This window comes from Bradyrhizobium sp. Ec3.3 (assembly GCF_000472925.1).
GTDB lineage: Bacteria > Pseudomonadota > Alphaproteobacteria > Rhizobiales > Xanthobacteraceae > Bradyrhizobium.
This window is the reverse complement of the sequence record NZ_AXAS01000025.1, coordinates 1-13,946: the sequence shown is the minus strand read 5'-3', so window position 1 is coordinate 13,946 and position 13,946 is coordinate 1. Positions and strand designations below refer to the sequence as shown.

Below are 13,946 nucleotides of genomic sequence, written 5' to 3'. Positions count from 1 at the left end.
TTCAAGGATAATGGGCAAGCGCCTTAGCCGATCCCGTTCCGCTTCAGGATCATCTCGATCGCGCCGGCGAAGCCTTCCTGCTCGTTGGTCGCGGTCACGTGCAACGCCTGCTGCTTGACGTTGTCGGAGGCATTGCCCATGGCAAATGAAAGGCCGCTGACGCGGAACATCGCGAGGTCATTCTGCATGTCGCCGATGGTGGCGATCGCGTCGGTCGAGATGCCGAGGCGTTTGGCCATCGCCTGCACGAAGGTGCCCTTGTTGAAACCGGGCGGCGTGATGTCGAGGTAATAGGTTTGCGAGCGGACCGCGGTCGCCTCGTCGCCGAGTGCCTCCTGCATCACCTTCTCGCAACGCTCAAGGCCCGCCGCATCGGCGCTCGCGCCGACGATCTTGCAGCCGTTCGCGAGGTATGGCGCAAAATCCGCCACGACGGTCGGGTCGGACCGAATGGTGTGCTGCTCGTGCGCGACGTAAGCGCCCTTTGGATTGTCAATCAGCCATTTGTCGGCGGTGAAGACCCAGATGTCGGCGCCGAACTCGCGGAGTATCTGCAGGCAGCGCTCGGCCGCCGCTTTCGGGATCAGGTGCTGCTCGACCGGCTTCATCTGTGGATCGATGATCGAGGAACCGTTGAACGGACCGACCGGCAGGGTGATCGCGAGCGGCTCGATCAAAAACCGCATGCCGATCGCAGGACGGCTCGAAGTGATGGTGAAACCGATGCCGGCCTTGTGCAGCCGCTGCACCGCGGCCCTGGCGCGGTCGGTCAGCGTCTTGTCCTTGGTCAGCAGCGTGCCGTCGACGTCGGAAACCACGAGTGAGATGGGCGTCATGACATGGCCTTGTGCTTCTCGCTGCCGAATTTCAACTGTCGCAAGGCGCCATCCACGATCGTCTCGACGGTCTCGTCGATCGAGACCGTGATCACGTGTTCGCTCGCTTCCGGCGGCTCCAGTGTTTTGAACTGACTGGTGAGCAACTCGGGTGGCATGAAATGGCCCTTGCGGTGGGCGAGCCGGTCGGCGATCAGCTCCTGGGTGCCTTTCAGGAAAATGAAACGAACGTCGTCGCGGCCGCGCAGGAGCACGTCGCGATAGGTGTGCTTCAGCGCCGAGCAGGCGATGATGACATGACCGTCCGCCTTGCAGGTGCGCTCGATCTCGTCGGCGATGGCATTGAGCCACGGCCAGCGGTCCTCATCGGTCAGCGGATGACCGGCGGCCATTTTCGCGACATTGCTCGCGGGGTGAAAGCTGTCGCCGTCCGCGAAACGCCAGCCGAGACGCTTGCCGAGTGCCTCCGCGACCGTGCTCTTGCCCGAGCCCGAGACGCCCATGACGATTAATGCGCAGGGTAGTTCAGTGCCCGCCACGAAGGTCCTCCGGAAGCGCGGCTTCGTCGACCAGCCAGACGGTCTCGCCGTTAGAGCGCGCGCGTGTTGCGGGCAGATTCTCGCCATTGAGCAGGCGCGTCAAGATCGGCCGCTTGCCGGCGCCTTCGATTTCAAACAGCATTTCGCGGCAGGAGGCGAGCGCCGGCAATGTCAGGGTCACCCGCGGCACGAAGGGCGCGACATTGGCCTTGGGCACGCCGACCACCCAGCGGTCGGCTTCCTCGATCGCGGGGTAGCCGGGAAACAGCGACGCGGTGTGGCCGTCGGGACCCGCGCCCATCAGGACGAGGTCGAACAGCGGCTTGGACGGGGCGAGACGGTCGGCCCCGTAGAACGTCTGCAGCTCCCGCGCATAGGCGGCCGCGCTCTCGTCCGGTCCACCGGCCGTGGTCGGGATGGGATGGATGTTGGCCGGCGGTGCATCGCGGTCGAGAAACGCCGCGCGCGCAACGTTCATGTTGTTGAGGGGATCGCTGTCCGGCACGAAGCGCTCGTCACCGATGAACCAGTGCACGCGCTCCCACGGAAGTTGGCTGCGATACGCGTCGCTTCCGAGCAACTGATAGAGTTGCTTCGGGCTCGATCCGCCGGTGAGGCAGATCGCGATGCGGCCCGGATTGGCCGATATCCGCGTCATCACCCGTTCGGCAGCTGCACGCGCGAGCGCCTCGCCATCAGCGACGACGATCAGCCTGGGCTGGTCAGCAGGTGCCATCAGGTGAACTTCCGCCAGCTTCGCCCGTCTCGCCTGAGCAATTCGTCGGCGCCGAGCGGGCCTTCGCTTCCAGCGCGGTAGAGTTCGAGGCCACTGGCGCCCGCCTTCCTCCATGCATCGAGTAGCGGCTGCACCGCCCGCCATCCCGCCTCGATGGCGTCGGCACGCTGGAACAGGATGTTATCGCCGATCATGCAGTCGTAGATCAGCGTCTCATAGCCGGTGCTAGGCTCGGCCTTGAAATAGTCCCCGTACCGAAATTTCATCTCGACGCCGTCGATCGAAACGCTGGGGCCAGGCAGCTTGGCGTTGAACTGCAGCTCGATACTTTCGGTCGGGGCAATACCGATGGTCAGGAAATTCTGCGACAGCCGATCGATCGGCGTGCCGCTGAACATCGCGAGCGGCGCCTGCTTGAACTTGATCGCCACTTCCGTGCGCTTGCTGGCGAGTGCCTTGCCGGTGCGCAGATAGAAAGGGACGCCGGCCCAGCGCCAATTGTCGATGGCGAGCTTCAGCGCGACAAAGGTCTCGGTGGTGCTGTCCCGATTGACCTCGGGAGTGCCGCGATAGTCGGAAAGCTCCTCGCTGCCGACACGGCCTCCCACATATTGCGCACGGATCGAGTTCTTCAGTGCTTCGGCCTCGCTCTGCGGTTGGATTGCTGCCAGCACCTCGGCCTTCTCGTTGCGCACCGCGCGCGCCTCGAAACGCGTTGGCGGCTCCATCGCAACCAGCGACAAGAGCTGGAACAGATGATTCGGCACCATGTCGCGCAATGCGCCGGTCGAATCGTAGAAGCCGCCGCGATGGCCGACGCCGAGCCGTTCCTCCACGGTGATCTGGATGTGATCGATATGGTTGCGATTCCAGATCGGCTCGAACATGCCGTTGGCAAAGCGCAGCACCAGGATGTTCTGCACCGTCTCTTTGCCGAGGTAGTGATCGATTCGGTAGATCTGGTGTTCCTCCATGATCTTCAGCAGCTCGGCATTCAGCGCGCGCGCCGAGGCGAGGTCGGTGCCGAAGGGCTTTTCGACCACGAGTCGCCGCCAGGCGCCGTTGTCTTCCTTCATCAGTCCGGTGCGGCCGAGCTCGCGCGCGGTCGGTGCAAACGCCGCCGGCGGGGTCGCGAGATAGAACAGCCGGTTGCCGCCGGTGCCGCGGGAGCATTCGAGCGCGTCCAGATGCTCGCGCAGCGCGTCGAAGGAGGGCGGATCCTTTGGGTCCGCCTCGACGAAGGTCACGCATTGCAGGAGTTGCTGGGCGACGACGTCGTCCACCGGACGGGTGGCATGCTCGCGCAGGCCCTTCAACAGGCCGTCGCGCAGCTCGTCATTCGACATACCCTTGCGGGCGGCGCCGACGACACAGAATTTCTCCGGCAACAGGTTCTCGGCGGCGAGATTGTAGAGCGACGGGATCACCAGGCGATGGGTCAGATCGCCGGTGACGCCGAAGATGACGAAGGCGCAATTTTCGGGTTTGCGTTGGGGCTGCGGATCTTTTGTCACGAATGGCCGGCCTTCAGGCTTTGGGCTTGGATGCACCCGGTTGTTTCGGCTCCTTGTGCCCTCCGAAGCCGGCACGCATGGCGGAGAGGATCTTCTCCGCAAAGGTATGCTCCTTGCGTGAGCGGAAGCGGGCAAACAAGGCCGCGGTCAGCACTTCGGCCGGCACCGCCTCGTCGATGGCCGCATTCACGGTCCAGCGCCCTTCGCCGGAATCCTCCACGAACCCCGAATACTCGGTCAGGGCCGGGCTGTCGGCGAGCGCGGTCGAGGTGAGGTCGAGCAGCCAGGACGGGATCACGCTGCCGCGCCGCCACACCTCGGCAATGTCGGCGAGATCGAAATTGAAACGATGATCCGCCGGCAGCGCCTCGATGTCAGCGTTCTTGAGGATGTCGAAACCCTCGGCATAGGCCTGCATCAGGCCGTACTCGATGCCGTTGTGGATCATCTTGACGAAATGACCGGCGCCGATCGGCCCGGCATGGATGTAGCCTTGCTCGATGCGGGGATCGCGGCCCTCACGTCCCGGCGTGCGCGGAATGTCACCTGCGCCCGGCGCCAGCGTGCCGAAGATCGGATCGAGCCGGTCGACGACGGCCTTGTCGCCACCGATCATCATGCAATAGCCGCGGTCAAGCCCCCAGACGCCGCCGGAGGTCCCGACGTCGACATAGTGGATGCCACGCTCCCTGAGCGCTTTGCCGCGGCGGACGTCGTCCTGCCAGAAGGTGTTGCCGCCGTCGATGATGACGTCGCCGGCTTGCATCAGCTTTGCGAGCGTCTCGATCGTCGTCTCGGTGATGCGGCCGGCGGGCAGCATCACCCAGGCGGTGCGCGGCTTGTCGAGCTTGGCGACGAACTCTTCCAGCGTGCTCGCGCCTTGCGCGCCGTCGGCGGCAAGATCGGCGACGGCCTTGGCGTCCTTGTCATAGACCACGGCCGAATGGCCATTCCGCATCAGCCGTCGGACAATGTTGCCGCCCATCCGGCCGAGGCCGATCATGCCGAGCTGCATTGACGTATCCTCTTTCAGTTCAACGCTTGCGAGAGCGCGGCGTTCAGCGCGGCAAGGCCTTTCTTCAGCCCGCCCTTCAGGTGCACGCGGAGCGCGCGCCGTCCGCGCTCGGTGAGCACGTCGAAGTCGCCGCGCGCCTGCGCCGCCTTGATGACGCCAAAGCTCGCCTTCTGGCCCGGCACCGGAAGGTCCTTGGCGTCGTCGGTCGTGATTTGCAGGAATACGCCGCTGTCGGGCCCGCCCTTGTAGGCCTGTCCGGTCGAATGCAGGAAGCGCGGACCGAATTCCGCGGCGGTGGCGACATGGCGCTTTTCGAGCACCTCCGTCCGCATCGCCTGCAAGGCCTCGATCGTGGCCTTGTCGCGCGCGATATAGCCGAGCAGCGCGACATAGTCGCCTTGCCCCGAGCGGCCGAGATGCGCTCTCAGCCACGAGGTGAGGTCGCCGTTCGCGCCGGCGGCACGGAGCGCCGCCGCATTGGTGTCGTCGGTGTAGAGATCGGCGTCCGCGGTGCTGACGACCGGCTTTTCGGGCGGCAGCGCGCCGGTCTTCTCGAACGCGGCGGTGAGCTCGCGGGTCTTGATCTTGGCTGCTTCCACGTCCGGCTGGTCGAACGGGTTGATGCCGAGGACGGAGCCCGCGACTGCGGTCGCCATCTCGAAGCGGAAGAACTCCTGGCCGAGATGGTCGACCGACTTCATGACAATACGCACCACGGGGTGACCCGCGCGCTCGAGCGCGGCGAGCTTCTCGTCGTGAGCCGCGTCTGTCTCACTCTCGGTTCGGATATCGACGAAGAAGCGGTCGTTGCCGTAAACGTGCGGATCTTCGAGCGGTTCGCCGTCGATCGGGATCAGACCCTTGCCCTCCTTGCCGGTCGATTCCGCGATGAGCTGCTCGGCCCAGGCGCCGAAATCAGCGATCCTCTTCGACGAGAAGATGGTCACCTTGTCGCGGCCCTCGAGGCCGGCGAGCCCCATGGCAAGGCCGAGCTGCACGCCGGGATTTTCATGCGGCGGCACGTCCGGTCCGCAGGAGCGCACCATGGCGAGCGTGTGCTTGATGAAGCTTCCGACATCGATGCCGGCAGTCGCGGCCGGCACGAGGCCAAAGGGCGAGAGCACCGAATAGCGTCCGCCGATCGAGGGCTCGCCGTAGAAGATGCGGGCATAGTTCAGCGTCTTGGCGGCCTTCTCCAGCGACGAGCCGGGGTCGGTAACCGCGATGAAACGATGGCCGGTCTTGACGGAGGAGCCGACCGCTTGCGCGACACGGTCGTAGAAATAGTCCTTCATCGCGTTCGGCTCAGTGGTGCCGCCGGACTTGCTGGATACGATGAACACGGTGTTGGCGATGTCGATCTTGGCTTCCATCGCCCGTACCTGCGCCGGGTCGGTGGAGTCGAGCACATGCAGCTTCGGGAAGCCCGCCTTCCGCGCAAACGTCTCGGCCAGCACTTCGGGCCCGAGGCTCGATCCCCCCATGCCGAGCACGACGGCGTCAGAGAATTTCTGGCCCTTCACACGGCCAGCGTAATCCGCATAGTCGGCGATGTCGGCCTTCACCGCAGAGTCGAGCCAGCCGAGCCACTTATTCTCATCCGCGCCGGTCCAGACCGATTTGTCGTGCTGCCAGAGCCTGCGGATCTTTGCCGAGGCCCGCCACTCTTCGGTGCTCTTGGTCACGGCCTTGCCGAGGCCCTCGCCGAGGGCAAGGTGCTGGCGGTCGATCGCGGTCCCCAGCACGGTGGCGCGCTTGGAGGCGACCGCGCCATAGAGCTTGTCGGCGGCGTCGGCAAACAGCTTCACGCCGTCCTTGACGAGTTCCTCGGTGATCTCGGCGAGGGAGATGCCGGAGCGCTCGAGCTCCTCCAGCACGCGGGCAGCCTCCTCGACCTTCTCCTCGAGGCTGTCGCGCAGCTTGCCGTGGTCGCGGAACGCATCGAGCGTCGCCGGCGGCACGGTGTTGACGGTGTTCGGGCCGATCAACTCCTCGACATAGAGGACGTCGCTATAGTCCTTGTTCTTGGTGCCGGTGGAGGCCCACAGCATCCGCTGTGGCCTCGCGCCCTTGGCGGCGAGCTTGTCCCAGCGTGGCCCGGAGAACAGGCGCTTGTAGTCCTGATAGGCGAGTTTTGCATTCGCGATCGCGACCTTGCCCTTGAGCGCCGACAGGCGCTCCTTTTCGCTCGGGTCATTGGCGCGGGCGATCTTGTCGTCGAGCTGCTTGTCGACCACGGTGTCGATCCGGCTGACGAAGAAGCTTGCGACACTTGCGACATGCGACGGATCGCCGCCGCCGGCCACGTACTTCTCAAGGCCCGCAAGATAGGCCTCGGCAACCTCCAGATAGACCTCCTTGGAGAACAACAGGGTGATGTTGACGCTGATGCCTTCGCCGATGAGCTGCTCGATGGCCGGCAGGCCCTCCGGCGTCGCCGGCACCTTGATCATCAAGTTTTTGCGATCGACATCCTTCCAGAGCCGCCGGGCTTCCGCGACCGTCCCCTTGGTGTCCATCGCCAGATAGGGCGACACCTCCAGGCTGACGAAGCCGTCCTGGCCCTTCAGATGGTTATAGACCGGGCGCAGCACGTCGGCGGCATTCTGGATGTCCTCGACCGCGAGCTGCTCGAAGAGGTCGGCGACCGGACGGTCGCCGCGCTTCAGCGCCTTGCCGATCGGGGCGTCATATTCGTCCGAGCTGCCGATCGCCTTTTCGAAGATCGACGGGTTGGAGGTGACGCCCTTGACGCCGTCGGTCTCGATCAGCTGCTTCAGGTCGCCCTTCGCGATGAAGCCGCGGGCCAGGAAGTCCAGCCAGACGGCCTGTCCGTGCTTTTCCAGTTCTTTGACGGGATTCATGGTCTCTCTTTTCTCCGAGCCGGTGGCGGGCGAGGGGTTCCAGCGCCGGTCCTGACGCGCTATGGTGTGTTAACATGACCCTGGGAGGGAACCAATCAAGGGTAGTTGCGTCCTACTCTCGGCATAACTCTGTTGAGATCATAGCGATCCAGCCGATTGGTTGTCCGGTTGCGTGAAAGTCGTTGGCCGTAAGCGTTTCGGCCAGAGTCTGTAGCGTAGCGTCAGCCTTCGCTGAACGGAGTTTTGTCTCGCGGGCTCAAGCATTGTCCGTTGGGCGGGTGGCGTTAGTTCATTCATGAACTGCCATGCTGGGGGATAAGCATGCACGCAAATTCTGGCGGCCGTGCGATTGCCGTCACGCCGCGTGGATCGGCCTCTCCTGCCGGGCTTGAAGCGTCCGACGATCTCGAGATCGGCCATAGCTTTTCCCGCCTCGGAGGGCTGATCGCGCTGGGGTTTGTCATGACCCTTCTCAGCGCTGGCTTGCCTTCGAGTTGTGGGGTGGACTCGGCGCCTATGAACGGGCGGCAGGCTGCGCGGGTGTCCTGCTGTTCGGGCTCGTCACCTGCCGGCTGATATGGATGTTGCCGGCCGAGCGGGGGCCGGCCGTCATCGTCAGCCGTTACGGCATCCGCGACTTGCGTATCGGCAATGAATTCCTGCTCTGGGACTCGATCGAAGACGTTTCGGTGCGCGAAAGCCGCGGATGTAGAGCCGTTGTGCTGACGCCGACGCCGGCGCTGCGGCAGCAACTTCGCTGCGTCAGGAGCAGACGCGCGATCTCGCCACAGAGCGATACGGATTTCATCGTCATCGATCCGGCCGGGCTGGCGACGGACCTCGCGACGCTCCTGCGAGCCTGTCAGGCTTGTCACGACGCGAGCGAGCGGCGCACCGCATTGCAACAGAAGAGCCGTCACGACGCTCAAAGCTTCGCCGTCAAAGCGTCATAAGTTTGCCGTCGGCGGGCGGCTATGCTGCGCTGCCGGATGGACACATCCCCGGTAATGCCCGGATGTTGCGGTGGGGCGACATTTGCTGGAAATTAGCGAGTACGGGTATAGATTCGCATAAATAACAGGCAAGTGCCTGTTCGTAACTCACCCGGTGCCTACGTAGTGCGTTGCGCCGAGAAGGCGCCCGGGTGTCCAATGATCGTCATGTGCTCACGCTGATTCGAAACGGGCGCTGAGGAACGGTCCAGCAACTGCTTTCGTTTCAGCTTGGGTAAGCGGAAATCACGCGGAGAGGGATCATGTACAACGATTCTTTGTTCAACGCTTTCGCTCGGTCGTTCGAGGCGAGAAGCCAGCTCGACATGTCGATGGCGGAATATCTGGAATCGTGTCGAAGCGATCCCATGAAATACGCGAATTCAGCCGAGCGACTACTAGCTGCGATCGGTGAACCCCAGACGATTGACACGGCCAAGGACCCACGCCTTGGCCGAATCTTTTTGAACCGCACGATCCGCACCTATCCAGCGTTCGCCGGCTTCTACGGCATGGAAGAAACGATCGAGCGCATCGTTGGTTTCTTCCGTCATGCCGCGCAAGGCCTCGAAGAACGCAAGCAGATCCTCTATCTGCTCGGCCCGGTCGGCGGCGGCAAATCCTCGCTCGCCGAGCGGCTCAAGTCGCTGATGGAAGTGCAACCCATTTATGTGCTGAAGGCCGGCGATGAACTGAGCCCGGTGTTCGAAAGCCCGCTCAGCCTGTTCGATCCCGATCAGCTCGGGCCGATGCTGGAAGAGAAGTACGGCATTCCGCGCCGCCGTCTCACCGGCCTGATGAGCCCGTGGTGCTACAAGCGGCTGGAAGCCTTCGGCGGCGACATCTCGCAATTCCGCGTCGCCAAGATCCAGCCGTCGCGGCTGCGCCAGATCGCGATCGCCAAGACCGAGCCCGGTGACGAGAACAACCAGGACATCTCCTCGCTGGTCGGCAAGGTCGACATCCGCAAGCTGGAGACCTACGCGCAGAACGACCCCGATGCGTACAGCTATTCCGGTGGCCTCAACCGCTCCAACCAGGGCATCCTCGAATTCGTCGAGATGTTCAAGGCGCCGATCAAGATGCTGCACCCGCTGCTCACCGCGACGCAGGAGGGCAACTATATCGGCACCGAGAACATCGGCGCGATCCCCTTCACCGGCATCATCCTCGCGCACTCGAACGAGGCCGAGTGGGCGAGCTTCAAGTCCAACAAGAACAACGAAGCCTTCATCGACCGCATCTGCGTGATCAAGGTGCCCTATGTCCTGCGATACACCGAGGAGCAGAAGATATACGAAAAGCTGATCCAGGGCTCAGAGCTTGCCTCGGCACCTTGCGCGCCCGCGACGCTGGAGACGATGGCGCGGTTCTCGGTGATGTCACGTCTGCGCAGGCATGAAAATTCCACGCTGTTTGCCAAGATGCGGGTGTACGATGGCGAAAGCCTGAAGGAATCCGATCCCAAGGCGCGCAGCGTCCAGGAATACCGTGATGCCGCCGGTGTCGATGAGGGCATGGACGGCGTTTCCACTCGCTTCGCCTTCAAGATCCTGGCCGCGACCTTCAACCACGATCCGCAGGAGGTTGCAGCCGATACCGTGCATCTGATGTACGCGCTGGAACAGGCGATCCGCCGCGAGCAACTTCCCGAGGAGACCGAGAAACGCTACCTGGAATTCATCAAGGCCGAGCTTGCGCCGCGTTACGCCGAGTTCATCGGTAACGAGATCCAGAAGGCCTATCTCGAATCCTACTCGGATTACGGCCAGAACCTGTTCGACCGCTACGTGGACTATGCCGATGCATGGATCGAGGATCAGGACTTCAAGGATCCCGATACGGGACAGCTCCTGGATCGCGAACTCTTGAACCAGGAGTTGACCAAGATCGAGAAGCCCGCCGGCATCGCCAACCCGAAGGACTTCCGGAACGAGGTGGTCAAATTCTCGTTACGGGCCAGGGCTCAGAATAGCGGCAAGAATCCGAACTGGACCTCTTACGAGAAGATTCGCGACGTGATCGAAAAGCGGATATTCTCTCAGGTCGAGGACCTGCTTCCGGTGATCTCGTTCGGGTCGAAGAAGGACGGCGAGACCGAGAAGAAGCACGGCGAGTTTGTCGCACGTATGGTGGAGCGCGGCTACACCGAGCGTCAGGTTCGCCGGCTCGTCGAGTGGTATATGCGTGTGAAGCAGGCCGGTTGAGGCGGATGAGAACGTGGCCCACATTATTGACAGGCGCCTGAATCCGGGCGGCAAGAGTCTTGAGAACCGCCAGCGGTTCTTGCGTCGAGCCAAATCCCTGGTGCAGGGCGCCGTCAAGAAGACCTCGCAGGAACGCGATATCAAGGACGTCCTGGAGGGAGGGGAGGTCACGATCCCCCTCGACGGGATGCACGAGCCGCGCTTCCGCCGCGAAGGCGGCACACGCGACATGGTGCTGCCCGGGAACAAGAAGTTCATCGAGGGCGACTATCTGCAGCGTTCGGGGCAGGGCGGCGCCAAGGACTCCGGTCCCGGTGAAGGCGACAGCGAGGACGCCTTTCGCTTCGTCTTGAGCCGCGACGAGTTCGTCGATCTCTTCCTCGATGATCTCGAGCTTCCCGATCTCGCCAAGCGTAAGATCACCCAGACCGAGAGCGAGGGCCTCCAGCGCGCCGGCTACACCACGTCTGGCTCACCTGCGAACATCTCCGTCAACCGGACCGTCCAGCTCGCGCTCGCTCGCCGTATCGCGCTGCGCCGTCCGCGCAAGAGCGAGATGGATGAGCTGGAAGCCAGGATTGCCGAATGCACCGACGAAGACGAGCGCGCGGCGCTCGTCGCTGAACTCGAGAGGCTGAAGGCGAAATCCAAGCGCATCCCTTTCATCGATCCGCTCGACATCCGCTATCGCCGCTTCGAGACGGTGCCGAAACCGGTGGCGCAGGCGGTGATGTTCTGCCTGATGGACGTCTCCGGCTCGATGTCCGAGCACATGAAGGACCTGGCCAAGCGCTTCTACATGCTGCTCTACGTCTTCCTGAAGCGCCGCTACAAGCACGTCGAGATCGTCTTCATCCGTCACACCGACCGCGCGGAGGAGGTGGACGAGCAGACCTTCTTCTATGGTCCGGCCTCGGGCGGCACGCTGGTGTCGAGCGCGCTCCAGGCGATGCATGAGATCGTGCGCGAGCGCTTCAATCCATCGGACTGGAACATCTATGCAGCCCAGGCTTCCGACGGCGACAACTCCTATTCCGACGGCGAGCTCGCAGGCATGCTTCTGACCGAGAAGATCCTCCCCGTTTGCCAGTTCTTCGCCTATCTCGAGGTCGGCGAGTCCGGCGGCAGCGCCTTCGATCTCTCCGACTCCTCGCTCTGGACACTCTATGAGCGTCTGCGCAATAGCGGCGCGCCGCTGTCGATGCGCAAGGTCAGCGAGCGCAGCGAAATCTTCCCGGTGTTCCACGACCTGTTCCAGCGCCGCGAAAATCAGGAGAAGGCCGCTCCATGACGGACAAGACCGGGCGATTGTTCGAAGGCGCGGACTGGGACTTCCTCACCTTGCAGCGTATCCACGATGCCTGCGAGGACGTCGCGAAGAAGGAGCTCGGCCTCGACGTCTATCCGAACCAGATCGAGGTGATCACCGCCGAGCAGATGCTGGACGCCTACTCCTCCGTCGGCATGCCGCTGTTCTACAAGCACTGGTCCTTCGGTAAGCATTTTGCGTTTCACGAGGCCTCCTACCGCAAGGGCCTGATGGGCCTCGCCTACGAGATCGTGATCAATTCTTCGCCCTGCATCTCCTATTTGATGGAGGAGAACACGGCGACGATGCAGACGCTGGTGATTGCGCATGCCGCGTTCGGCCACAACCACTTCTTCAAGAACAACTACCTGTTCAAGCAGTGGACCGATGCCGACGGCATTCTGGACTATCTCGACTTCGCCAAGAACTACGTCTCGCAATGCGAGGCGCGCTATGGTCGCGTCGAGGTCGAGCGCACGCTCGACGCGGCGCATGCGCTGATGTCGCACGGCATCGACCGGTATCCCGGCAAGAAGAATATCGATCTGCGGGCTGAGGAAAAGCGCGCCGGCCGCCGTCGCCAGCACGAGGAGGAAGTCTTCAACGACCTCTGGCGCACCGTGCCGACAGGTCCGAGCAAGAGCCGGTCGGTGCTGAGCATCGAGCGGCGTCGCAAGCTGCTTGGCCTGCCGCAGGAAAACCTGCTCTACTTCCTGGAAAAGAGCGCGCCGCGGCTGGCGCCCTGGCAGCGTGAATTGCTGCGCATCGTCCGCCACATCGCACAGTATTTCTACCCGCAGAGCCAGACCAAGGTGATGAACGAGGGGACGGCGACCTACGTTCACTATCGCATCATGTCGACCCTGCATAAGCAGGGCCGTATCACCGACGGCAACTTCCTCGAATTCCTCCAGTCACACACCAACGTGGTGTTCCAGCCCGAGTTCGACGATCCGCGCTTCTCCGGCTTTAATCCTTATGCGCTCGGTTTTGCGATGATGCAGGATATCGAGCGGATCGCTACGAATCCCGAGGCCGAGGACCGCGAGTGGTTCCCGGACATTGCCGGCAAGGGCGACGCCACGGGCGTGCTACGCGACGTCTGGGCCAACTACCGCGATGAGAGCTTCATCGGGCAGTTCCTCAGCCCCAGGCTGATGCGGCACCTGCGCATGTTCCATCTCCACGACGATCCCGAGGAGCGCGCCGGCATCCGGGTCGACGCCATCCACGACGAGCGCGGCTTCCGCCGTGTCCGCCGTGAGCTCGCGCGGCAGCACGATGTCGGCTTCATCGACGCCAATATCGAGGTGGTCGACGTCGACCTCGCCGGCGACCGCCGGCTGATCCTGCACCACCACGTCATCAAGGGCTCGCAGCTCAACGAGACCGACGCCAAGCGTGTGCTCCAGCATCTCGCCGATCTCTGGACCTACGACGTGTCGCTGATCGAGGTCGATGCCAACGACAAGGTTTTGCGGGAGTACGTAGTCAGCCCGCGGCCGATCCCCGCGGCGGCGTAACGCTCATGCGTGAAGCGTACACGGCGATTCCGGCAAGCCGCGTCCCCATTTTCGCCGTCATGCCCCGGCTTGACCGGGGCATCCAGCACGCCGCGGCTTCTCGGCTGAATCTCTGCGCCTCTGGAATACTGGATCGCCCGGTCAAGTGTTTAGTCCGGGGACATGGCTGACACCTGTTCGGACACATCACTGACAGGTTGGCCATTGGTCAAGTCGATTGCTGCGACCTGCCAGCTGGCAAAGAAGATTCCGTAGTGGCCATCGCGATCGAGGGGGCGGATGGCCAGGCGCTCGCGAGCGAAGGCCTGGGGGACTTTCCAGAACCGTCCCTTGAATGAGATGTAGGGTCTCGTCGATGAGACCCTGCGCACGGTCTCGCTGCTGTCATACTCGACCTGCGGAACGCGCGCG

10 protein-coding genes and 1 pseudogene are annotated in these 13,946 nt (G+C 63.2%); 4 read left to right on the top strand and 7 right to left on the bottom strand.

Annotation, left to right across the window (positions count from 1 at the left end; translation table 11 throughout):
• Window positions 1–23 precede the first annotated feature (23 nt).
• The 6 genes from YUU_RS0123840 to YUU_RS0123815 are packed head-to-tail and all read right to left on the bottom strand — an operon-like array spanning window position 24 to window position 7,504.
• A complete protein-coding gene (locus YUU_RS0123840) occupies window positions 24–836 on the bottom strand; it encodes a Cof-type HAD-IIB family hydrolase (protein ID WP_027524662.1) in 813 nt (270 codons plus the stop codon).
• Complete coding sequence (locus YUU_RS0123835) at window positions 833–1,375, bottom strand: gluconokinase (protein ID WP_027524661.1); 543 nt, start codon at window positions 1,373–1,375, stop codon at window positions 833–835. The genes YUU_RS0123840 and YUU_RS0123835 overlap by 4 nt, the downstream gene beginning before the upstream one ends.
• Window positions 1,362–2,111 carry a 6-phosphogluconolactonase gene (gene pgl / locus YUU_RS0123830; protein WP_027524660.1) on the bottom strand — a complete coding sequence of 250 codons (750 nt, stop codon included), beginning with the start codon at window positions 2,109–2,111 and terminating at the stop codon, window positions 1,362–1,364. The genes YUU_RS0123835 and pgl overlap by 14 nt, the downstream gene beginning before the upstream one ends.
• Window positions 2,111–3,625, bottom strand: a complete 1,515-nt coding sequence (gene zwf / locus YUU_RS0123825) for a glucose-6-phosphate dehydrogenase (RefSeq protein WP_027524659.1) — start codon at window positions 3,623–3,625, stop codon at window positions 2,111–2,113. Before zwf ends, pgl begins: the two co-directional genes overlap by 1 nt.
• A 13-nt stretch (window positions 3,626–3,638) precedes the next feature.
• The gene (gene gnd, locus YUU_RS0123820; RefSeq protein WP_027524658.1) at window positions 3,639–4,640 is read right to left on the bottom strand and encodes a phosphogluconate dehydrogenase (NAD(+)-dependent, decarboxylating); all 1,002 of its coding nucleotides are present in this window, start codon (window positions 4,638–4,640) and stop codon (window positions 3,639–3,641) included.
• A gap of 14 nt (window positions 4,641–4,654) precedes the next feature.
• Window positions 4,655–7,504: a bifunctional transaldolase/phosoglucose isomerase gene (locus YUU_RS0123815; RefSeq protein ID WP_027524657.1), complete on the bottom strand. Its 2,850-nt coding sequence runs from the start codon at window positions 7,502–7,504 to the stop codon at window positions 4,655–4,657.
• 581 nt (window positions 7,505–8,085) lie between these two features.
• Between YUU_RS0123815 and YUU_RS61305 the strand changes: the two genes are divergently transcribed.
• The 4 genes from YUU_RS61305 to YUU_RS0123795 all read left to right on the top strand — a co-directional run bounded on the left by YUU_RS61305 (window position 8,086) and on the right by YUU_RS0123795 (window position 13,535).
• Window positions 8,086–8,457: a hypothetical protein gene (locus tag YUU_RS61305; protein WP_245288076.1), complete on the top strand. Its 372-nt coding sequence runs from the start codon at window positions 8,086–8,088 to the stop codon at window positions 8,455–8,457.
• A gap of 302 nt (window positions 8,458–8,759) precedes the next feature.
• The gene (locus YUU_RS0123805; protein WP_027524656.1) at window positions 8,760–10,703 is read left to right on the top strand and encodes a PrkA family serine protein kinase; all 1,944 of its coding nucleotides are present in this window, start codon (window positions 8,760–8,762) and stop codon (window positions 10,701–10,703) included.
• A 13-nt stretch (window positions 10,704–10,716) separates the two neighbouring features.
• Window positions 10,717–11,994 carry a YeaH/YhbH family protein gene (locus YUU_RS0123800; protein ID WP_027524655.1) on the top strand — a complete coding sequence of 426 codons (1,278 nt, stop codon included), beginning with the start codon at window positions 10,717–10,719 and terminating at the stop codon, window positions 11,992–11,994.
• Entirely contained in the window at window positions 11,991–13,535 is a 1,545-nt protein-coding gene (locus YUU_RS0123795; RefSeq protein ID WP_027524654.1) for a SpoVR family protein, read from the top strand. Before YUU_RS0123800 ends, YUU_RS0123795 begins: the two co-directional genes overlap by 4 nt.
• Before the next feature lie 149 nt (window positions 13,536–13,684).
• On the opposite strand, the pseudogene YUU_RS60855 reads toward YUU_RS0123795, so the two are convergent.
• Window positions 13,685–13,946: pseudogene (locus YUU_RS60855) on the bottom strand (IS481 family transposase); the annotation flags it as partial.

Bases quoted from the DNA above. Each gene is read 5' to 3' on its own strand.
- YUU_RS0123840 (WP_027524662.1), bottom strand. From the start codon at position 836: ATGACGCCCATCTCACTCGTGGTTTCCGACGTCGACGGCACGCTGCTG.
- YUU_RS61305 (WP_245288076.1), top strand. From the start codon at position 8,086: ATGTTGCCGGCCGAGCGGGGGCCGGCCGTCATCGTCAGCCGTTACGGC.
- YUU_RS0123805 (WP_027524656.1), top strand. From the start codon at position 8,760: ATGTACAACGATTCTTTGTTCAACGCTTTCGCTCGGTCGTTCGAGGCG.
- pgl (WP_027524660.1), bottom strand. From the start codon at position 2,111: ATGGCACCTGCTGACCAGCCCAGGCTGATCGTCGTCGCTGATGGCGAG.
- gnd (WP_027524658.1), bottom strand. From the start codon at position 4,640: ATGCAGCTCGGCATGATCGGCCTCGGCCGGATGGGCGGCAACATTGTC.
- YUU_RS0123815 (WP_027524657.1), bottom strand. From the start codon at position 7,504: ATGAATCCCGTCAAAGAACTGGAAAAGCACGGACAGGCCGTCTGGCTG.
- YUU_RS0123795 (WP_027524654.1), top strand. From the start codon at position 11,991: ATGACGGACAAGACCGGGCGATTGTTCGAAGGCGCGGACTGGGACTTC.